We start from the raw sequence: 19,262 nt of genomic DNA, 5'->3' as shown, positions 1-19,262 counted from the left end.
ACTTTTTTACTTCAATTAGGTGCCTAACCAAACGATTCCTGGCTGACTAGGGAGGAGGTCCAATCGGAGACCCCACTCCGATAAGCGTGGCTTATGGGGCTACGGCGACTGGCGACGGATGTCCAGGAGCCCCCAGCGGCCTTGTTCCGCTTCCTTGGTGACCACCCAGCCCAACGCCCCAAGAACGTCCTTCAGGCGTGCTGCTTGATCCACCAGGAGCCCGCTGAGCAGAGCACGACCATCCGGCTGAAGCAGCCCCTCGAAGCCAGGCGACAGGGCTTCGATCACCGGGGCCAGGATGTTGCAGAGCAGCAGATCAGCGCGGCGGGGCGCAAGCAGCTCCGTCAGTCGCTCCACGGAACCGAGGGCCACCTCAAGCTCAGCCTCCGATCGGTCGTTGAGGCCACGGTTGGCGGCTGTGGCACGCACAGCCAGGGAATCGGTGTCAGCGGCCACCACTGCCTGCGCTCCCAATCCCAGTGCAGCAAGCCCCAACACACCACTGCCGCAACCCAGGTCGGCCACCAGCCCCCCCACGGGAGGCGACTGCTCCAACGCTTCCAGGCAGAGCCGAGTGGTGGGGTGGCTTCCAGTGCCAAAGGCACTGCCCGGATCCATGCGGATCACCAGGCGGTCCGCATGCTCCGGCGGAATCTCCAGCCAGGCCGGCAGGATCAGCATCCCCATGCCGACAGGATCCGCCTGCCAGTGCTGTTTCCAGCTGAGGCTCCAATCCTCGTCGGCCACATCGTCCCAGCGTCCTTCGGGAAGGCTGAGACCAAAGGGCTCTGCCAGCGGCTGCAGGCTGGCGATCAGCTCACGCCGCTGGGGCTCCGGCCACTCTGGCTGGGGCAACCAGACCAGCAGCGTCTTGCGGTCAGGCGTTTCCGGTGCATGCTGCACCGCATGGCGATGCAGCCCGAGATCCGTCAGCTTCCACACCAGCGATTCCTCCAGTTCTGGAGGGCACGGCAGTGTCAGACGCCACCACATCAGAGCGTGACCGGGTGAGCTTCCTGGATGCCCTCGATCGCCGTGATCGTCTGCAGCAGGTCGGCAGGGATCGGATCATCGATGCTGAGCACCATCACCGCGTCCCCTCGCACGATCTTGCGACCCACCTGCATCGAGGCGATGTTGACGTTGTGTTCACCCAGCAGGGACCCCAGATGACCAATGATTCCGGGCATGTCCCGGTGTCGGGTGAACAGCATGTGGCTGCTCGGCGTCACATTGACCGGGAAGGCATCAATGCTGGTGATGCGTAGATCGCCATCGGCAAAGACGGCTCCAGTGACACTGCGGCTGCCCTGATCCCCGCGCGTGGTGATCTGAAGCGAGCCACCGGCGAAGTCGCGGCTGCTCTCATCCTTCACCTCCAGCACCTGTATACCGCGAGCTTTGGCCTCCAGGGAGGCATTCACGAAGTTGATGCTGTCGCCCAGCCCCGCACTGAGCAGTCCCTTCAGAGCAGCGATCACCAGAGGCTGAGACGGATGGCTGGCGAATTCACCCTGAAGACGCAGTTCCATCTCCTTCACATGACCACCGGCCAGCTGACTGACGAGCAGACCAACGGTCTCTGCGAGCTGCAGGTGGGGCTTGAGGCGCTCCATGATCTCAGCGCTGAGGCCAGGGATGTTGACGGCACTACGGGCCGGCAGACCCAGGAGCACATCACGGATCTGCTCCGCCACGTCAATCGCCACATTCTCTTGGGCCTCCTCCGTCGAAGCGCCGAGGTGGGGGGTCAGCACGAGCCCACGCTCAACCGCCCGCAGAGGGGAGTCTTCCGCGAGAGGCTCACTGGCATACACATCCAGGCCTGCCCCGGCGATCACACCGTTGTTGATGGCTTCGGCGATCGCTGCCTCATCCACAACACCACCGCGAGCACAATTAACGATGCGTGCCGTGGGTTTCATCGTGCCCAGCAGCTCCGCATTCACCAGGTTCTCGGTGTCCTTGGTGCGGGGGATGTGCAGGGTGACGTAGTCGGCTGTGCGGAACAGTGCATCGAGCTCAGAGAGCTTGACCTGCATCTGCTGGGCACGGTCAGCCGCGATAAACGGGTCGTAGGCGATCACCTCCATCCCCATGGCCTGGGCGACCCGGGCGACGTGGGAGCCGATCTTGCCGAGACCGACGACGCCGAGCGTTTTCTTGTAGAGCTCGTTGCCGACGTACTTCTTGCGGTCCCATTTGCCGGCCCGCATGCCGGAATGGGCTTGGGGGATATGACGCGAGAGCGTCAGCATCATGGCCAGAGCATGCTCCGCTGCAGCGATGGTGTTGCCCTCCGGGGAGTTCACTACCAGCACACCCCGCTGGGTTGCAGCAGGAACATCCACGTTGTCGACACCGACGCCCGCGCGGCCAATGATTTTGAGTCGACTCGCAGCGGCGATCACCGCTGCAGTCACCTGAGTGCCGGAACGGATCATCAAACCGTCGTACTCACCGATGATGCCGATCAGCTCGTCCTCGGAGAGACCGGTGCGCTGATCCACCTGCGCCACATGGCCAAGGATGTCGATCCCGGCCTGGTCGATCGGATCAGAGACAAGAACTTTCGTCATCGAAAGGCGCAGAACTGCCGCGCCAAACTGTAGAGATCAACATCCACCACCCCCTCCGGTTCGAAGCACAGGGTTCAGAATTCAGCGCATTGGATCTGAATGCCCCATGCCCGTCTGTGTGATGGTGATGGCCGATGCCCCATCGGCAGAAGGTCTGACCCAGCGGCTCCGCGACACCGATCTGCCGCTGCTGAAGTGTTTGACGATCCCGCCTGATGGGGATGCCATCGACAAAGTTGCTCTGCTGAACCCCAACCTGACCCGTCAGCAGCGGCAGCGCGGCATGGCCCGCTGGCTGATGCCCTTCGGCTTTCTTGCTGGGGTCACCTTTACCAAAATCACCAACCTCACCACCTTCGCCAGCTTTGCCCCCTGGGCTGAAACCCTGATCAGCGGCCTGCTCGGCATGGGCTCCGGCCTGATGGGGAGCTACGCCGCGGCCGCCAGCGTCGATTCGGACAACGATGCTGGGGTGCGAATTCTTCGCAACCGCCGCGACGAAGGATGCTGGCTGGTGCTCCTGGAAACCCCCAATGGCATCGAGGCGCCCTGGCAGGTGATTCAACGATCGCGCCCGCAACAGGTGGTACGCCTCGACGACCTGTGATGTTGCCCCGAGAGGATCTGCTAGCGGGAGCCCAGGACCCCAAAGGACTGACGGTGCTGATCGATCTGGCGGAGCAGGTTCTGCGCACCTGGCAACCGGCCTGGAGCCCCTTCCTCAGTGCACCACTCCGGGAGGAAACCCTTGCTCGGCTTGGCAGCCTGAGTGAATTGACCTGGATGAGTGACGGTGGCTATCCGGGGGCCGAGCGCCAACTGCTGCTCTGCCACCGGCGCGATGACACCCCCGATTCGGCAGCACCCGTTCAAGGTCTGCTGATCGAAGGCAACTTCCTCTTCGACCCCCTCTCCCCCGACGACCTGCGCGAGGCGTTGCAGGCGATGGGCATCGACGAGACCAGCCTTGGTGATCTCTGGGTGCGGGGCGATCGCGGCGGGCAAGGGATCTGCACCCCTAAGGCTGCGGAAGCCCTTCATGGACGCGTGGGTGCCGTCCGCGACGTGGAGATCCGCTGTGAATCGCGTCCCCTGGAACAGCTACAGCCTCCCGTGCAACGCAGCGTCCGCACCCTGCAAACCGTGGAGGCGTCCTGTCGCCTAGATGCGATTGCGTCAGCAGGATTTGGCCTGTCCCGGGCCAAGATCGTGAACCACGTCAAAGCTGGACGTCTGCGCCTCAACTGGGGGAACGTGCGGCAAGCGAGCCGTGAACTGGTGGTTGGGGACCGACTGCAACTGCAGGACCGCGGCTCTGTTGAGGTTCTCTCCTTAACACTCACCAAACGTGAGCGTTGGCGGGTTGAACTGCGCCGCAGTTGAATTGAGCCTCCCCTCCAGCTGCTACTGTTCAGCCTCGATCGAAGGAATCACAAGATTCCAATTCGATCTATTGGCGGGCGATTAGCTCAGGGGTAGAGCACTACATTGACATTGTAGGAGTCACTGGTTCAAATCCAGTATCGCCCACTTCCCTGATCGGGACTGCGTTTTCGAACTTCAGACCTTGCGATGACACGCACGATTGTCGTTGGCTTGGGTCGCTCAGGTTTGGGTGCTGCGCGTCTGCTCAAACAGCAAAGTTGCGATGTCGTTGTTTTTGAACGCGGCGTCAACTATGCCCTCCAGCGCATCGCGGCTGAGCTGGATCAAGAAGGCATTCAGGTGGTCTTAGGGCAGCCCCTCACCCCAGAGAGCTTCCAACCCTGGCGGGAAGGGCTAGAAGCAGTGGTGATCGGACCAGGCATTCCCTGGGATCATCCAACTCTGATCCAACTGCGATCCGAGGGCATCCAGGTGCGTGGCGAGATGGACCTGGCCTGGGATGCCCTCCGCCAGATCCCCTGGATCGGCATCACCGGAACCAACGGCAAGACCACGGTCACGCACCTGCTCAGTCATGTGTTGGAGCGCTCAGGCCTGAAGGCTCCCATGGGCGGAAACATGGGGCTCTCAGCGGCTGAACTGGCTTGTCAGATTGCGGCAGGGGCCTCGCCACGGCCGGATTGGCTCGTGATGGAGCTGAGCAGCTACCAGATTGAAGCAGCACCCGCCATTGCCCCCAAGATCGGCATCTGGACAACGCTGACCCCAGACCATCTCGAGCGCCATGGCAGCCTTGAGGCCTACAGGGCCATCAAGCGTGGGCTGCTCGAACGCTCGGACTGCGCCCTTTTCAATGCCGATGATCCGGACCTACGCCAGCAGCGAAGCAGTTGGCAGCGCGGCACCTGGGTCAGCAGTGAAGGGGCTAGTCCGGATGGCCAGCCAGCCGATCTCTGGATTGATGCCGAGGGCTTGGTGCGAAACAGCGTTACCACGCTATTTTCTGCTGATGTCCTGGCGATGCCAGGCAGCCACAATCGTCAGAACCTTCTGCTGGTCACAGCTGCTGCATTAGCGGTCGGCCTCCCCCCCCAGCAGATCGCAGACGCCCTCAGCACGTTTCCGGGCGTCCCGCATCGCCTCGAGCAACTCGGAACCCTGTCAGGAGCCACCGTATTCAACGACAGCAAGGCCACCAACTACGACGCAGCTGAGGTGGGATTACGAGCCATGCAGGGACCAGTAGTGGTGCTTGCCGGAGGACAGACCAAACGTGGCGATGCCAGAGGGTGGCTGCAGGAACTCAACACCAGGGCCTGCAGCCTGATCCTGTTCGGAGCGGGGGCTGACGAACTGGCCAGCCTGGCCAAAGCCGCGGGTTATCCAGGCGAACTTCTTCAATGCCCCGATCTCGAAAGTGCTGTGAACTTGGCAGCGGCGGCCGTGCAGCGGAAGCATGCCTCGGCGCTACTGCTGTCACCGGCCTGCGCCAGTTTTGATCAATACCGGGATTTCGAAGCGCGAGGCGAGCACTTCCGCTCTCTGATTCACCCCTTCTTGGACGCCACCTGAGACAAAACGAACGCAATGGGATGCATCCGGGCCAAGCGGTCCGATGATGACCTCAAACAAGCCTGTTGACGTGGCCTTCTGGTTGATGAAAAGCGAACCCGACGCTTACGGGATCGAAGATCTTCGTCGTGAAGGCACCACGCTTTGGGACGGCATTAGGAATTACCAGGCCCGCAATTTCATGCGCAGCATGGAGGCTGGCGACCAGGCGTTCTTCTACCACTCGAATTGCAAACCTCCCGGGATCATCGGGCTGATGGAGGTCATGGAAACCGGCTTGGTGGACCCCACCCAGTTTGATCCGGCGGCCAAGTATTACGACCCCAAATCAACCACCGAGAAACCCCGCTGGGACTGTGCACGCCTGCGATTTCTCGGCGAGTTTGACGCTCTGCTCAGTCTCGACCAGCTGCGGGAGATCTACAGCGAACAGCAGTTGCCCGTGATCAAACGCGGGAACAGGCTTTCGATCCTTCCTGTTCCGGCTGACACTGCCCACGACCTCCTCTCGCGGCTTGGCCAGCTCCACTGAGATCCCACTGGTCACCCTGCTGCCCCGGGCTTGGATCGGCTTCAGCCGCGGGCCTTGGCGTTGCGTGGGCCTGGCTGCACTGGTCCTGATCAGCGCCAGTGGCCCTGCGGTGGTCGGCCACGACCTGCGTCTAGCAGGCTCCCCGTGGCTAAACCGACTGGGGGATCTATCGGTGCTGACCAGCCTGGTGCTTCCCCTGTTGCCCCTCTTGGCCCTGCTGCGGCTGACGGATGGCCTGCTCCCTGATCGACGCGACGACCGGCCCGACCAGACCTGGCGGCAGCTTCTGCATCAAGCTTTGACCCTGGTGCTGCTTGAGATGCTTCTCGTGCTAGGGGGGCTCGGACTGATTCAGTCGTTGAGCTGGATGCTCGGACGCTGGAGCACAGCCCTGGCCGGACTCAGCGTGGTGCTGGGGGGGCTGGTTCTGATGAGTTGGCTGTTTAGCCAAACCTTGGCCTTCCCCCTGCTGGTGCACGAGCGCTGCCGAGCGCTACAAGCGATGGACCACAGCCGCCAGCTGGTGCACCGAAATGGCCTCAAGGTGCTAGCGCTACTTGGGATGCTGCTGGGGATCAATCTGCTGGGGCTGATCGGAGCGACCCTGGGGCTGCTGCTCAGCCTCCCCTTCAGCGCCCTGGTGCTGATGGCCTGCTGCCGACCTCAAACCCCATTCAGCAACGACTCCCGACGGAACATATTTCCGACGTAAACCCGGGTGATCTCCCGCGAAGGCGTGCCGTTCTGAACCAGGAAACCGGCTAGCGCCGCCTGAACCAAACGGTATTGATCCCAATTCGGATGACCCTCGATGAATTGGGTCATGGCCTGCTGAAGGGGTTGCGGCACTTCCGATTGGAAACTCACAACACTGCTCTCAGCCGTGGAAGCTTGCTCAAGGCCTTCCGGCATCTTTTTTGTTTTTCGAAACGAACACCAGTTCTCCACACCACAGCGCCACCGTCAAGGGCAGCCAACATGGAGCCATTCTCATGCATCTCCACATAAGATTCCTGGTTGGAAGCCACTCCTGCACTGGCCAGTGCACCAGAGAAGCCGGGCCTAAGCACCCCATCGCCAACGTCAAGCGAAAGCAACAAAAACCGGAGGATTTCCACAGCAGTCCTCCATAACGGCGCTTACAGCTCATCGCCTGTGGAAAAACTGTGCAGAGCCCGCGACAAAGGGCGGGGGAAATCAATGACTCGAAAATGATTAGCCACGCCAATCAATGCTGCGAGTCCCACAGAGTTCTCATCGCAGCCACCGCCGCCGCAGCCGCGGGGGCCGTCCATTCCCCTTCAGCAGCACGGCCCTCCAGCGGGGTGAGCAGGATGCGCAAGTCCCATTGATTGCGATCACCGCTCAAGCACCCCCACCAGACGCCGCGATCAAGCTCCAGCTCAATCTCTTCCTCAGGCATCAGCTGGTCAACCAGGCCCCGGTGCTGCAGCTCCAGGGTCATCACAAGATCCACCAGATCTCGCCACTCCGACTCGGTCAACTCAAAAGCCCAGCGTTCTCCTCCAACAAGAACGCAGTACTGACCGCGGGAGGGATCCCGAGACACACGCCAACCGGCTCCCTCCTGCTGAATCACACCCAGCCGATCAACCAGGCAGCAGGTCGGGCTGGTCCTGCTCGTCACTCAATTCCACAATTGCGCGCTGAACCGGCTTGACACTGGACTCCTCCAATAGGCCATCGAAGTCGTCGAATCGCCGCTGTTTGGCCCGGAAAGCAATCCGTACGGTCGTCAGATAACGGTTGCTTGATTGACGGATCAAGCTTTCGCCACGCTTGGCGAGATCTTTGGAGTCAACTCCGGCCGAAAGCACAGGCTTTTAAGGCAAACATTCACACACTAATTGGTGACCGCCTCAAGCCAGCTGATCAGTGTGAAAGGGCACGTGCATGGGATAAGCACGCTGTCGAGATCCCGGTACACGCAAAACGATCTGGCGCCCCAAACCCAGAGCGGCCAGAGGCAACCGCAGATAGACCACCAAACCACTCAGCTCCTCGAGGTGAGCATCGTCAACGCACTCGATGCGGATGCTGCCCCAGCTGCGACGCATGCGACAGCTCCGCAGCGGCTCCAGCCTGTCCTGCAGTTCAGGATCTTCGCGGTAAAAGGAGAAGATCAGCTGCTGCAATCGATCCATCGCCTCCAGTCCCCTTAGTCTCATCCTGACTTCACCGTGCCCCGAGCACGGTCACAGATCGCGTGGGCGAAGAAAAGCTTCAGCATTCAGCACAGCGGGGCGGAACACTCGCCATCGATCTGGGCAGCACCACCACGGTGGTGGCGTATCAGGGTTCGACATCAGCCACAGCCGATCTGCTGAACCTGCCAGCCATTTGCAGTCGGGCCGGTGAAATCCCGAGCCTGGTTTGGAAGGCGACGCAACGGCCCCTGATTGGTCGGCAGGTGCTCGATTCAGGGCTCAATGACTCCAGTGATATCCGTCTGCATCGGGACTTCAAGGGCCGCATCGGTCAAGCCGACTCCCCAGATCAGGAGGCAGCCCGCTGGGCAGGGGAACAGCTGCTTGAGCAGATCTGGAGCCGGCTCCCCCCTGACCTTGCAATTGAGCGGCTGGTGCTCACCGCCCCGGTGGAGTGCTACAGGGCTTATCGCAGCTGGTTGCTGCAGGCCTGCACCGCGCTGCCGGTGGCCGAAATTGCCCTGGTGGATGAACCCACCGCAGCAGCCATGGGTGCAGGGCTCCCGGCCGGATCCACGCTGCTGGTGGTGGACTTGGGGGGGAGCACCCTCGATCTGGCTTTAGTGGCGCTGGAAGGAGGCGAAGGTCGTGCAGCACCAATCGCACAACTGCTGCGGCTGGGGGGACGCAGCCTGGGGGACAACAGCCGCCAGATGCTTCGCACAGCCAAGGTTCTGGGCAAGGCAGGGCTGCGTCTCGGCGGCCGCGACATCGATCGCTGGATTGTGGATCGCTGTTGCCCGGGTCAACCCGCCAATTCCACACTGCTCAACGCCGCCGAACGCCTGAAATGCCGTTTGAGCGACACCACGCTGGCCGAACGCGAGCAGCTGATGGAGTTAGCCGTGGATGACCAGGAGCATGTTCTCCGCCTGTCACGCAGCGAGCTCAACACCCTGCTGCTGGAGCGGGGATTCGGGGACGCGCTCGAACAACTTCTGGAGGCCTGTCTGGCCGGTGGTCGCCGCAACAATTGCAGCCTGGAAGATTTGGAAGGCGTCGTAGCCGTGGGAGGAGGCGCCCGACTGCCTTTCCTGCGCCAGTGGCTCACCGAGAACACAGCACCAGCACGCTTGCTCACCCCGCCACCAGTGGAAGCCGTGGCCCTCGGCGCCCTGCGACTCACACCAGGGGTCGCCATTCGAGATGTGCTTCAACACGGCGTTTCCCTGCGCTTCTGGGATCAGCGCAGCAACAGCCACCGCTGGCATCCCCTGTTCATGGCCGGACAACCTTGGCCGAGTCCGGCTCCCCTAGAACTTGTGCTGGCCGCAAGCCAGACAGGGCAAGACAGCCTGGAGGTTGTGCTGGGGGAACCAATCCCGCAGGGCAGCCACAGCGTGGTCTTTATCGATGGATTGCCGACCCTCCAAAAGCAGCCCGCAGGCGAGATCTTCCATCAGCCCTGGCCAGGCGAAGCTCTGGTGCTGCCCCTGGAACCGGAAGGCGAAAAGGGCGAAGACTGCTTGAGGCTGCGCTGGAGCATTGATTCTGAAGCGCAGCTTCAGCTGGAGCTCAAGGATCTGCGCTCTGGAGAAGCGTGGGGCCACCCAATGCTGGGGACTGTCCGATAAGACGTCCGTCCACAGGCCCTTGGAACAGCAGCTGTCAATCCATAAAACAGATTCAGCTTTTGTTCATTCGTTCTTGGCGGCACCGCGCCATCTGCTGCTGCGGCTCTGGGGTTTCGGAACCCTGGGGCTGGTTCTGTCGATCGCAGCAGGCGCCTACTGGTGGGAAAAACAACTGCCTGAACGGCTCCAGAGCGCGCTCAACGCCAACAACTTCGAGGCCTGCATTCGCACCAGTGAGCAACTGGCAGCCCTGCGCTGGTTGGGCGATGGGGCACCCAAAGAACAGGCACTCTGCCGCCGCAAGCATGCCGAACAGCTTTGGGAACAGGGTGACCCCATTGCCGCCTTAGCACTGCAGCAACAACTGGTCGCATCAGGCCACGGCGACCTTGAAGTCGATCGCGAGACCCTTAAACGCTGGCGACAGGCCCTGCAAGATCAGGCTGTCGCCCTGTTTCGTCAGGGGGAACTTCAGAAAGCGCTCGACCTGCTGGAACCACTGAAAGGCCAGTCCCGCAGTTCGATCAGCCAACTCAGTGCAACGCTGATGGAGATCTGGAACCGCAATCAACTGGAACAGCTTCGGCTGGTGCAACTGGTGCAGCAGGAACGCTGGTGGGAGGCCCTGGACAGCCTCAACAAACTCGACCATCCCTGGTGGCAGCAGCAGGCCCATGCCACCCGAGAACGGGTGGAGAGTGCGATTCAGGCTCTCGACGATGCCCAGGCGCACCAACAGCATCCAGCGGGGCATGCCGATGTAATCAGTGGTGAGGCACTAGATGCTGCCGTCCAGGATCAATTGCGCCAAGGCCTGGACCCTTGGACGGCCTTTTCCTCAGGATGCATCCATCTCGGCGGTCGCGTCGAGGAAGACGGACCAGAAAGTTTCTGTCGACGCGCATCTCCGAGCCCGTGACAAAATGGTTCGGTGGATGATTCAGGTGCGATGCAGGCGGGCGACAGGGTGACGGTTGAGGCATCCGTCGTGGTGTTCAACCATCCCGAACACCGGGGGCAGGCCTTTGACATGAAAGGGCAGAGCGGTGATGTAGTGAACGTCCTCAACGACTGGAAGGGACGGGTGATCAGCCCGACGCTGCCAGTGATCGTTGCCTTCGGCCGCTACAAAGCCCACTTCCGGGCCGACGAACTCAAGTCAGCGAGCTGACGCGGCTTAGGAACACCCCCTCCTCGCCATCCACATCCTGCAAGCGCAGTTCGATGCTTTCGCTGCGTCTAGTCGGAACGACGCGCCCACAGAAATCAGGCTGAATAGGCAGTTCGCGATGGCCTCGATCAACCATGGCGAGCAGCATCACCCGTTGCGGACGTCCCCAACTCTGCAGTGCTTCCAGCGCAGCACGCACCGTCCGGCCAGTGAAGATCACGTCGTCCACAAGGATCACCAGACGATCCTCAATGCTGTTGGGCAGCGATGTCAGCTGTGGCAAACGGGTCCCGATGCGCTCCAGATCGTCGCGATGGAATGTGGGATCGATCGAACCCTGAGAGATAGCGTGACCCGTCAGCCTTTCCAACTCACCCGCCAGGACCCTGGACAGCTGAACACCTCGTGTTGGGATGCCCAGCAACATGAGCCTGCGGCTGTCTTCGGCACTCTCCAGCACCTGAGACGCCAAGCGCGTCAGGGTGAAGCCAAGCTCGCGCTCCGAGAGAATTTCAATCCTGTCAGGGTCAGCCATGGGTGATAAAGCAGTGCAGCGGTGTGGGGATCGGGTGAAACTGCAGCCTGAGGGCTGACGGAGCGTTAGGTTGATTCTGCAAAAGTCCTTAAGAACCGTCGGTCGCGGGTGAACGTGGGGAACAGCACTACCAACGGTTCAGGTCGCTCCGGAACAGTGGCACCTGTTGTCCTCGCCATTCTTGATGGCTGGGGCCACCGGGACGCAAGCGAGCACAACGCGATCCAACAAAGCGGCACACCGGTGATGGATGCCCTGTGGCATGCGTATCCGCACACTCTGATTGAAGCCAGCGGATCCCACGTTGGCCTGCCAGATCAGCAGATGGGCAATTCAGAGGTAGGCCACCTAACCATCGGTGCGGGGCGCATCATCCGCCAAGAGTTGGTGCGGATCAGCGACACCGTGCGCAGCAATCAACTGGGTACGAGACCGGTGCTCAAGGCGCTGGTGGAACGGGTCCAACAGCGGGGAGGGACCCTGCACCTGCTGGGCCTCTGCTCCGATGGCGGTGTCCACAGCCATGTGAACCACCTCTGTGGACTGATCCAGTGGGCTGCCGATAGCGGCCTCTCCGATGTCGCCGTCCATGCCATCACTGATGGTCGCGACACACCAACCCAGAGCGCACCGAACTACATCAGCCAGGTGGAAGAAGCTCTAAGCAGATGCGGCGTTGGCCAGCTCACCAGCCTCTGTGGCCGTTACTGGGCCATGGACCGGGACCAGCGCTGGGATCGCACCGAAAAGGCTTACAACCTCTACACCGATCCGGAGATCGCCGTTGACAGCCGTAAACCTGATCAGGTGCTGGCTGCCAGTTATGCCGAGGGAATCACCGATGAATTCCTCGAACCAGTGCGCCTGCAGAACAGCGTCATCAAGGACGGCGACAGTGTTCTGGTCTTCAACTTCCGCCCCGATCGCGCTCGTCAGATCGTGCAGGCGCTCTGCCTTGCAGACTTTGAATCGTTCGAGCGCAGCCGCGTTCCCTCATTGGACGTGGTGACCTTCACCCAGGTCGAACAGGATCTGCCCGTCCAGGTCGTCTTCCCACCGGAGCCTCTCGACCAGCTGCTGGGCCAAGTGGTGGCTGACGCGGGGCTTAAGCAGTACCGCACAGCCGAGACCGAGAAATATCCCCACGTCACCTACTTCATGAACGGCGGGATCGAACAACCTTTGGATGGAGAAGATCGCCACCTAGTGCCCTCTCCAAGAGTCGCCACCTATGACCTTTCACCGGCGATGTCTGCCGATCAACTCACCGACAGCTGCGTTGCTGCCATCAAAAAGGCTGAATATTCGCTGATTGTGATCAACTACGCCAACCCCGATATGGTTGGGCATACCGGTGTGATGGATGCCGCGAAGGAGGCCATTCAAACGGTTGATGGATGCATAGGCCGCTTGTTGGATGCAGTGGGGCGTCAAGGCGGGACCATGCTGATCACGGCCGATCACGGCAATGCAGAGTTGATGGAGGGACCGGATGGACAGGCGTGGACAGCCCACACAACCAATCCTGTGCCCGTGATCCTGATCGAGGGAGAACGGCGCAAGCTGCCTGGCCATGGCAATGGGATCACCCTCCGCGATAACGGAGGTCTGGCCGATATTGCACCAACCTTGCTTCAGATCCTCGACCTGCCGCAACCGGAGGCCATGACCGGCCTCAGCCTGATTGCGCCCATGTCCAACATGGACCCAACACCCAAGACCGCTCGCTTGCCTCTTTCCGTCTGATGCTGACCTCAATTTTGTCCTGGAGCTGGATCGGCACCGGCATTCTTCTCATTGTCCTGGTGCTGCTGCACAGCCCTAAAGGTGATGGCATGGGTGGACTGGCTGCCAGCGGCAGCTCAATGTTCAGCAGCGCCAGCAGCGCGGAAGCAACGTTGAACCGGTTGACATGGACCTGTCTTGCACTGTTCCTTTCCTTGGCCGTGATCCTGAGTGCTGGTTGGCTGACCTAAACCAAGCATCACTCAGGAACTCACTATTTCTGCACGCATACTCTGCATACATGCATTTTCAATCCTGCGATTGAAACGCTCTATATCTTCTGAATTGCGACTCTGAGCGGCATCTACAGCAAGGGCCATCAACTCTTCTTCCGACAAAAGCGAAGCCTCATCAGAAGGTTGAAAATAATTAAAATCAACAGACATCAATTCACAATATTGCTTATTACTCGATGATGCCCTGCAATCGAGATAACCGATCAGAGAATGCTGAAGACGAGGCGAAAACAATGAATCAAATTCAGCCATTACATCCTCTCCACCAGAGAGACGCTTGCAAACACGAAAGAGCCATCGATTCCCTTCATGGGGGAGCGGAAAAAACGACTGCTGCACTGGCCGCAATGAGCTGAGATATTCAGACATCCCATGAATCAAAACCGGATGAAAGGAAAGATTCTTTCGCACGTCAAAGGATCCCAAATCTTCAAGCTCTAAGGACATCCCTGTCGAAGACAAAAAATGCTCAAGCAATGAGTAAGGATGGGAGCGTGTTGGGATATGACAACTCACGACACTGACAGAATCACCGAGCTCCCTGACCCCATCATAAAAACGTTGATAGTTGGAATACCAATTGCGGTCTTTACCAACAAAAGACAAAGCAAGGAGGCTACGCTCAAGCGCCGTAAATTGACGCCAATTCAAATGACGATTGGATAAAACCTTCAAATCATCAAGAAGCTTCTTTCGATCTCTAAAAAACCATTGAGAGAATGCAGATACATGATAATTAGATTGCAGCCTAGAGTATCCAGATATAACAACATGATCAAAGGAATGTTTTTCTAAAGCCCGTTTGGCCATCGAACACACAAGGGCTGGACGATTGCCCAGCATTTCATGACTAATAACAACCTGGGAACTCGATTGAGCGGAAATAACATGATCGACATACTTAAAGGCAGTATCGCGATTCATCTTTAGCGCTTGATCTGCATCGCGCAGTTGCGCTGGATTTAAGAAGCAAAATCCAAGACCACCCTTCGACGCCTGAGCAACAAGCCGGAGAGAGGCTTGAAGAGAGGAAGAAGCACACTTCTGAGCTCCAACATGAATGACCAGCCTTCGCGTCATTTAAACCTCAGAAGCCCATATTTCAATAAAGATTAGAACAAAACAGCGGCTCAACGCAATGCCTAGAATTTTCACTACAGAATGCAAACGACAACGTCAAAGCCAATGCTAAAGTCATTGGGATAACTGGAGTGCGGTGAAAAAAACGAAGCTTTTCCTGCATATTGGCCACGGCAAAACCGGTACTTCCGCTATTCAGTCATCCCTTGCTATCGCTTCAAACGATTTAGCCGAGCAAGGTATTAGTTATCCCATTCAGCAATCGCTACGGGATCGAGCATCTCGACTGGAAATTACGTCTGGAAATTGGGAGCCCAACTCCGAAGAGAGCTTGAGCGATGAATTGCTAGAAATCACCAAAAACAATGGAGATAATTCAAAAATTATTTTAAGTTCGGAATCACTTTTTTGGCTGATTCCAGAATTAATTCAAAACAAAAGCAAGTGGGAGAACAATATTGACATACACATCATTCTGGCAGTACGAGAGATTGAAGAGATGCTTTCTTCCGAATACCAACAACGCGTTAAGCGACATGGAGACTCCATGCCTCTAGAACAATTCCTTCGAGCAAGACATTTCATATCATCCCATCATGCAAAGGCTGCTGAAATCATTGATTTAATGACTCAGTCAAATATCTCCAATACAATCATTAATTACTCACGGCACAAACGAGACATCTCACAATTAATTTTCAAATGTATTGGTGCTGAAGAACTCTATCCCGCAGACCAGATGGCTGGAGCGATTATCAATCGAAGCCTAAGCCGGAAAGAACTTGAGATCCTGATCACGATCAACGCTCTTTACTACAGAAAATTCCCGTGGATTAGTACAAGAATTTCAGACGCATTAATTAAAAATCAACCCCAGCTGGAGGCCCAGCAATGCAAGCTTGCTAAGCCACAGCTCGAGAAAGTTTATGAAGAAAACGATGCTTATCTTCAAACAATTAATGCATGCCTTGACCCAAATGAACAGTTGACAATGCTCTCAACTCTCAGCCATAAAGTAATACAAGTCAGTTCGCCCGAACAAGTTCAAAAAATTCGCGACGAGGAAACCATATCCATATGCCTTATCGGAGATACACTCCTACAGACCTTGACCAATGAGTCCAAGCGAAAACTCTCAAACGACACCGTTGACGCCATCATCGAATTGAGTCAGTCAGGGAACGTTTCAAAAACCACGGAGGTTGAACTTTTGGAAGTCGCCAAAGAGAACCGGCCCCAAGGATTGAAGTTAGGAAAACTATTGGAACGCGCGAGGACAGAACTTTCAAAGCTTTAATCCGCGAGTCGATCAAGCTCGAGCTGGGCATCCATTAAGTCGGATATCTCTAGAGTAATTGAGATTGAATCGCCCTAATGAATAAATACGCCGCCCAACAGCAAACTCTTCATCGAGAAAATGAATAGGAAGCATGTATAATCAAGGATCAGCGGAAGCACAGCGGCATGAAAAAAAATATTCGCGCCAAAAGGTCGGTTAAATATAACTTCAATATTCCATCTGAAAAATTACCAAGTTCTCTTGCTCAAGAGGTTCGCAGCTCACTGTGGATAAAAATTATTCATTCCATTGAGAATAGACAAGCCGAACCAATCCTCGAACTAATCAATACAATCGACAGGCAAAAGGGGTCACCATGCTTGCCTCATCCTTTCATAGAATCTTTGGATACTTTTCCGGTCAAAAGCATACGCCAGGGAATGTGTAACTTTATTTTTTTTAGCGATTCAAGCAATAAAAACCATTGGATCTTATGCCAATGTACTTCCTTTGTAGACGCCATTTTTTCGAAAAAATACTCGGGAAAGCACAATTCTTCAATTGGCGATGACACAATCTTAAAACCTCTCCAGCGAGTTCTCAAAAAAGAAAATAAGAAAAATTCAAAGCAATGCGGAAGTGAAAAAGCTGTATTCGCTGGCTATTTGCTTGATCAAATCAGGCCATACCATCACTTTTACGACCAACTCAAATGGATGGTGCATTTAAAAGCCAAAAAGCCTGTTATTAGCAATAATTCATTTTTTAGCCCAAAATCCTTAAACAGAAAAGCCTCTTCTAAGGAGGAAGATAATCATACATTTTCGATGTTCCCATTGGTCATCGGATCCAATCAATTGGGAATGAAGCTTGATCAATATTCCGAGAAAATGGAGGAGATTGTATACAAAGACAGTCTTAAAAATCGGCGTGGCGGAATGATTCATTATCAATGGAATCAAATTGTCAAAAGACTTAAAGAAATATCGCTGAGAAATAAAAAACTAACCCTTTGGTTTGGCATTTCCGGACAGAAAAGAATATGGGTAGAGCAAGAAGACTTTCTTCCAACTCTCGTACAACAGCTAAAACCATGGTTCAATTCATTTGTTTTTGTAATTGATGGATTTACACAATATGAAGACACTAAATATCGTGCCATTCAGGGAAGCAAAGCAACCCCTGTCAGCCAAGATCTTGAGGTTATCGATTCCATTCGGCAAAAATTATTGCCCTTTAAAAATGCCTCTGTTGTCAGTCTTGTAGGCAAAACTTATCGAAAAAAAATCCAGCAATGTCATTCTGTTGACTTTTTCGTTGCGAACGCTGGTGCGGGCCAGCTGGTTCCACATAGGTTTTGTAAAAAGCCAGGAATCCTGCACTCAAACGAGAAGCATTGCGTTTTCCCGATGGGTATTAATAACATTACCGTAAAATTAGTCGATAAATCCCTCGTCAAAGATGTCGGCAACTTGTTTGCCAAAGGCAAGAGATTTGAAAACTCAGGCACTGGCTTGATTAGCTACAGTATAGACGTGCAGATTGTGATCGAAATGATCAAAAATATGTTGAACCTAAAAAGTACGGAGTCTTAAGTACAAAACCAGCAATTAAAATGCTTAGTTTTAATTGCTTTCGCTCATTTCATTGCCCTGGCGCTTTCAGGCCTGATTTAAAAAAAGCGAGTTCCTTGTAAACACGATCCATCTCATACAACATTTTCGTTTCTTTCTTTTCGAGGATCTCAACACGCTTCAAAAGATCTTCTAACAATTTATTTTGCAGCGATTCAACTTGGACTTGCCTTTTTTGTACGCCTTGTGATGGTGGTGCCGCAGACCCTGCTGTAGAAAGAATTCCTCCATCCGTTTCGACATACAACAACGCCAGACGCTCCAATACCTTGGAATAGGCCTTGTCTTGGCGTCGACAGAGATCCTTGAAACGCTGGAGCGTCTCCGGAGCAAATTGAGCGGCAAAGGCACCGGGGCGCTGTGGCATTTATCCCGACAGAACCAGACGAATCAATACATTACCCCGCGCACTTCTGCACCCCCACTGATTCATGTTCTGCAGCTGACACTGCAGCCCAACAACCAAATGTCTTGAGAGATCTAGACCTGACAAGACCATTGCGGAAGCCAAAAAAAGAGGCCCCGCAGGACCTCTTGATATGACTTGGATTTGAGGAATTGGGTGGTCGGAAGACCACCCGCGCCGACATCAATAGTCGAAGTCGCCGCCGCCCATACCGCCACCGGCAGGAGCTGCTTCCTTCTTCTCGGGCAGATCAGCCACGATGCACTCGGTGGTCAGCACCATGCCAGCAATCGATGCGGCATTCTGCAAACCGGAGCGAGTCACCTTGGCGGGGTCAACGATGCCGGCAGCCAGCATGTCGACATACTCGCCGGAGGCTGCGTTGAAGCCCTCGGCACCAGCGCGAGCCTTGACGTTTTCCGCCACAACCGCACCGTTGGCACCTGCGTTTTCAGCGATGCGCATCAGCGGAGCGGTCAGAGCAGCCGCCACGATGTTGGCGCCAATCAGCTCCTCGCCGGAGAGGCTTGTAGCAGCCCACTGCTCCAGGGCCGGAGCCAGGTGAGCCAGGGTGGTGCCACCACCAGGAACAATGCCTTCCTCAACAGCCGCCTTGGTGGCGTTGATGGCATCCTCGAGACGGAGTTTCTTGTCCTTCATCTCGGTTTCGGTGGCCGCACCCACCTTCACCACAGCAACGCCACCGGCCAGTTTGGCCAGACGTTCTTGCAGCTTCTCCTTGTCATAGGTGGAGTCGGTCTCGTCCATCTGCTTCTTGATCTGTTCGCAGCGGGCGCCGACAGCCGCCTCGTTGCCCTCGGCAACGATGGTGGTGGTGTCTTTGTTGATGGTGATGCGGCGGGCAGTGCCCAACATCTCCAGCTTGGCGTTCTCCAGCTTGAGGCCGGCGTCCTCTGTGATCAGCTGACCGTTGGTCAGAACAGCCATGTCTTCCAACATGGCCTTGCGGCGATCGCCGAAACCAGGAGCCTTCACAGCAGCAACGTTCAACACGCCCCGCAGACGATTCACCACCAGGGTGGCGAGAGCTTCCTTCTCGATGTCCTCAGCAATGATCAGCAGAGGCTTGCCGGTGCGGGCGATCTGCTCCAGAACGGGCACCAGATCCTGTACTAGGCCGATCTTCTTGTCGGTGAGCAGGATGTAGGGCTCGTCGAGAACGGCTTCCATCCGCTCAGTGTCGGTAGCGAAATAAGGGGAGATGTAGCCCTTGTCGAAACGCATGCCCTCGGTGACCTCGAGCT

22 protein-coding genes and 1 tRNA gene are annotated in these 19,262 nt (G+C 56.7%); 13 read left to right on the top strand and 10 right to left on the bottom strand.

Translation table 11 applies throughout. The features are described 5' to 3' along the window. Positions 1-99: 99 nt before the first annotated feature. Positions 100-993, bottom strand: a complete 894-nt coding sequence (gene prmA / locus FZZ88_RS05410) for a 50S ribosomal protein L11 methyltransferase (protein WP_166017852.1) — start codon at positions 991-993, stop codon at positions 100-102. Then, the gene (serA, locus tag FZZ88_RS05405) at positions 993-2,579 is read right to left on the bottom strand and encodes a phosphoglycerate dehydrogenase (RefSeq protein WP_166017850.1); all 1,587 of its coding nucleotides are present in this window, start codon (positions 2,577-2,579) and stop codon (positions 993-995) included. Before serA ends, prmA begins: the two co-directional genes overlap by 1 nt. 106 nt (positions 2,580-2,685) lie before the next feature. On the opposite strand from serA, the gene FZZ88_RS05400 reads away from it, so the two are divergent. The 6 genes from FZZ88_RS05400 (at position 2,686) to FZZ88_RS05375 (ending at position 6,781) form a co-directional block, all read left to right on the top strand. Then, on the top strand, positions 2,686-3,186 hold the full coding sequence (locus FZZ88_RS05400) for a hypothetical protein (protein WP_166017848.1): 501 nt from the start codon (positions 2,686-2,688) through the stop codon (positions 3,184-3,186). Next, a complete protein-coding gene (locus FZZ88_RS05395) occupies positions 3,186-3,962 on the top strand; it encodes a photosystem II S4 domain protein (protein WP_206339251.1) in 777 nt (258 codons plus the stop codon). The genes FZZ88_RS05400 and FZZ88_RS05395 overlap by 1 nt, the downstream gene beginning before the upstream one ends. Positions 3,963-4,037: 75 nt before the next feature. Further along, positions 4,038-4,109: transfer RNA gene (locus tag FZZ88_RS05390), tRNA-Val, on the top strand. A gap of 42 nt (positions 4,110-4,151) precedes the next feature. Beyond that, positions 4,152-5,537, top strand: coding sequence for a UDP-N-acetylmuramoyl-L-alanine--D-glutamate ligase (murD, locus tag FZZ88_RS05385; protein ID WP_166017843.1), 1,386 nt, complete (start codon positions 4,152-4,154; stop codon positions 5,535-5,537). A gap of 46 nt (positions 5,538-5,583) precedes the next feature. After that, positions 5,584-6,069 carry an EVE domain-containing protein gene (locus FZZ88_RS05380; protein ID WP_166017840.1) on the top strand — a complete coding sequence of 162 codons (486 nt, stop codon included), beginning with the start codon at positions 5,584-5,586 and terminating at the stop codon, positions 6,067-6,069. Beyond that, on the top strand, positions 6,053-6,781 hold the full coding sequence (locus FZZ88_RS05375; RefSeq protein WP_206339250.1) for a hypothetical protein: 729 nt from the start codon (positions 6,053-6,055) through the stop codon (positions 6,779-6,781). The genes FZZ88_RS05380 and FZZ88_RS05375 overlap by 17 nt, the downstream gene beginning before the upstream one ends. Here the strand turns inward: FZZ88_RS05375 and FZZ88_RS05370 are convergent. The 4 genes from FZZ88_RS05370 to FZZ88_RS05355 form a co-directional block, all read right to left on the bottom strand. Further along, positions 6,733-6,981 carry a DUF2811 domain-containing protein gene (locus FZZ88_RS05370; protein ID WP_115093179.1) on the bottom strand — a complete coding sequence of 83 codons (249 nt, stop codon included), beginning with the start codon at positions 6,979-6,981 and terminating at the stop codon, positions 6,733-6,735. The two genes, FZZ88_RS05375 and FZZ88_RS05370, sit on opposite strands and share 49 nt — an antisense overlap. A gap of 316 nt (positions 6,982-7,297) precedes the next feature. Next, on the bottom strand, positions 7,298-7,669 hold the full coding sequence (locus FZZ88_RS05365; protein WP_166018091.1) for a DUF1818 family protein: 372 nt from the start codon (positions 7,667-7,669) through the stop codon (positions 7,298-7,300). A 10-nt stretch (positions 7,670-7,679) separates the two neighbouring features. Then, positions 7,680-7,907, bottom strand: coding sequence for a DNA-directed RNA polymerase subunit omega (locus FZZ88_RS05360; protein ID WP_025362489.1), 228 nt, complete (start codon positions 7,905-7,907; stop codon positions 7,680-7,682). A 42-nt stretch (positions 7,908-7,949) separates the two neighbouring features. Continuing rightward, complete coding sequence (locus FZZ88_RS05355) at positions 7,950-8,234, bottom strand: hypothetical protein (RefSeq protein WP_115022373.1); 285 nt, start codon at positions 8,232-8,234, stop codon at positions 7,950-7,952. Positions 8,235-8,296: 62 nt separating this feature from the next. On the opposite strand from FZZ88_RS05355, the gene FZZ88_RS05350 reads away from it, so the two are divergent. The 3 genes from FZZ88_RS05350 (at position 8,297) to FZZ88_RS05340 (ending at position 11,042) form a co-directional block, all read left to right on the top strand. After that, entirely contained in the window at positions 8,297-9,871 is a 1,575-nt protein-coding gene (locus FZZ88_RS05350) for an Hsp70 family protein (protein WP_166017838.1), read from the top strand. 73 nt (positions 9,872-9,944) lie between these two features. After that, positions 9,945-10,790: a hypothetical protein gene (locus FZZ88_RS05345; RefSeq protein ID WP_166017836.1), complete on the top strand. Its 846-nt coding sequence runs from the start codon at positions 9,945-9,947 to the stop codon at positions 10,788-10,790. A 30-nt stretch (positions 10,791-10,820) separates the two neighbouring features. After that, on the top strand, positions 10,821-11,042 hold the full coding sequence (locus FZZ88_RS05340; protein ID WP_166018089.1) for a ferredoxin-thioredoxin reductase variable chain: 222 nt from the start codon (positions 10,821-10,823) through the stop codon (positions 11,040-11,042). On the opposite strand, the gene pyrR is transcribed toward FZZ88_RS05340, so the two are convergent. Then, the gene (gene pyrR, locus FZZ88_RS05335) at positions 11,026-11,577 is read right to left on the bottom strand and encodes a bifunctional pyr operon transcriptional regulator/uracil phosphoribosyltransferase PyrR (protein WP_166017834.1); all 552 of its coding nucleotides are present in this window, start codon (positions 11,575-11,577) and stop codon (positions 11,026-11,028) included. The two genes, FZZ88_RS05340 and pyrR, sit on opposite strands and share 17 nt — an antisense overlap. Positions 11,578-11,685: 108 nt before the next feature. Here pyrR and gpmI point away from each other — a divergent pair, with 108 nt between their 5' ends. Together gpmI and secG are read left to right on the top strand one after the other, a co-directional pair. Further along, a complete protein-coding gene (gene gpmI, locus FZZ88_RS05330; protein WP_166017833.1) occupies positions 11,686-13,323 on the top strand; it encodes a 2,3-bisphosphoglycerate-independent phosphoglycerate mutase in 1,638 nt (545 codons plus the stop codon). Then, positions 13,323-13,553: a preprotein translocase subunit SecG gene (secG, locus tag FZZ88_RS05325; protein WP_115022383.1), complete on the top strand. Its 231-nt coding sequence runs from the start codon at positions 13,323-13,325 to the stop codon at positions 13,551-13,553. Before gpmI ends, secG begins: the two co-directional genes overlap by 1 nt. Positions 13,554-13,565: 12 nt before the next feature. On the opposite strand, the gene FZZ88_RS05320 is transcribed toward secG, so the two are convergent. Beyond that, the gene (locus FZZ88_RS05320; RefSeq protein WP_166017831.1) at positions 13,566-14,678 is read right to left on the bottom strand and encodes a hypothetical protein; all 1,113 of its coding nucleotides are present in this window, start codon (positions 14,676-14,678) and stop codon (positions 13,566-13,568) included. Positions 14,679-14,814: 136 nt separating this feature from the next. On the opposite strand from FZZ88_RS05320, the gene FZZ88_RS05315 reads away from it, so the two are divergent. Both FZZ88_RS05315 and FZZ88_RS05310 read left to right on the top strand, forming a co-directional pair. Continuing rightward, positions 14,815-15,975 carry a hypothetical protein gene (locus FZZ88_RS05315; RefSeq protein WP_166017829.1) on the top strand — a complete coding sequence of 387 codons (1,161 nt, stop codon included), beginning with the start codon at positions 14,815-14,817 and terminating at the stop codon, positions 15,973-15,975. A 167-nt stretch (positions 15,976-16,142) separates the two neighbouring features. After that, positions 16,143-17,552 carry a hypothetical protein gene (locus FZZ88_RS05310; RefSeq protein ID WP_166017828.1) on the top strand — a complete coding sequence of 470 codons (1,410 nt, stop codon included), beginning with the start codon at positions 16,143-16,145 and terminating at the stop codon, positions 17,550-17,552. Between the two features lie 49 nt (positions 17,553-17,601). Here FZZ88_RS05310 and FZZ88_RS05305 read toward each other — a convergent pair whose 3' ends face one another. Both FZZ88_RS05305 and groEL read right to left on the bottom strand, forming a co-directional pair. Continuing rightward, positions 17,602-17,958 carry a hypothetical protein gene (locus FZZ88_RS05305; protein ID WP_166017826.1) on the bottom strand — a complete coding sequence of 119 codons (357 nt, stop codon included), beginning with the start codon at positions 17,956-17,958 and terminating at the stop codon, positions 17,602-17,604. A 222-nt stretch (positions 17,959-18,180) separates the two neighbouring features. Continuing rightward, positions 18,181-19,262, bottom strand: a 1,082-nt coding sequence (groEL, locus tag FZZ88_RS05300) for a chaperonin GroEL (RefSeq protein ID WP_230332839.1), incomplete at its 5' end; no start/stop codon positions are given.

The sequence above is a fragment of the Synechococcus sp. PH41509 genome (genome assembly GCF_020514285.1).
Classification (GTDB): Bacteria; Cyanobacteriota; Cyanobacteriia; order PCC-6307; family Cyanobiaceae; genus Parasynechococcus.
Note: the sequence above shows the minus strand (reverse complement) of the source record. Positions and strands in the feature narration are given on the sequence as shown.

Excerpts from the sequence above, each read along its gene's own strand:
- prmA (WP_166017852.1), bottom strand. The coding sequence starts at position 993 with ATGTGGTGGCGTCTGACACTGCCGTGCCCTCCAGAACTGGAGGAATCG.
- serA (WP_166017850.1), bottom strand. The coding sequence starts at position 2,579 with ATGACGAAAGTTCTTGTCTCTGATCCGATCGACCAGGCCGGGATCGAC.
- FZZ88_RS05400 (WP_166017848.1), top strand. The coding sequence starts at position 2,686 with ATGCCCGTCTGTGTGATGGTGATGGCCGATGCCCCATCGGCAGAAGGT.
- FZZ88_RS05395 (WP_206339251.1), top strand. The coding sequence starts at position 3,186 with ATGTTGCCCCGAGAGGATCTGCTAGCGGGAGCCCAGGACCCCAAAGGA.
- murD (WP_166017843.1), top strand. The coding sequence starts at position 4,152 with ATGACACGCACGATTGTCGTTGGCTTGGGTCGCTCAGGTTTGGGTGCT.
- FZZ88_RS05380 (WP_166017840.1), top strand. The coding sequence starts at position 5,584 with ATGACCTCAAACAAGCCTGTTGACGTGGCCTTCTGGTTGATGAAAAGC.
- FZZ88_RS05370 (WP_115093179.1), bottom strand. The coding sequence starts at position 6,981 with ATGCCGGAAGGCCTTGAGCAAGCTTCCACGGCTGAGAGCAGTGTTGTG.
- FZZ88_RS05355 (WP_115022373.1), bottom strand. The coding sequence starts at position 8,234 with ATGGATCGATTGCAGCAGCTGATCTTCTCCTTTTACCGCGAAGATCCT.
- FZZ88_RS05340 (WP_166018089.1), top strand. The coding sequence starts at position 10,821 with ATGCAGGCGGGCGACAGGGTGACGGTTGAGGCATCCGTCGTGGTGTTC.
- pyrR (WP_166017834.1), bottom strand. The coding sequence starts at position 11,577 with ATGGCTGACCCTGACAGGATTGAAATTCTCTCGGAGCGCGAGCTTGGC.
- secG (WP_115022383.1), top strand. The coding sequence starts at position 13,323 with ATGCTGACCTCAATTTTGTCCTGGAGCTGGATCGGCACCGGCATTCTT.
- FZZ88_RS05320 (WP_166017831.1), bottom strand. The coding sequence starts at position 14,678 with ATGACGCGAAGGCTGGTCATTCATGTTGGAGCTCAGAAGTGTGCTTCT.
- FZZ88_RS05310 (WP_166017828.1), top strand. The coding sequence starts at position 16,143 with ATGAAAAAAAATATTCGCGCCAAAAGGTCGGTTAAATATAACTTCAAT.
- FZZ88_RS05305 (WP_166017826.1), bottom strand. The coding sequence starts at position 17,958 with ATGCCACAGCGCCCCGGTGCCTTTGCCGCTCAATTTGCTCCGGAGACG.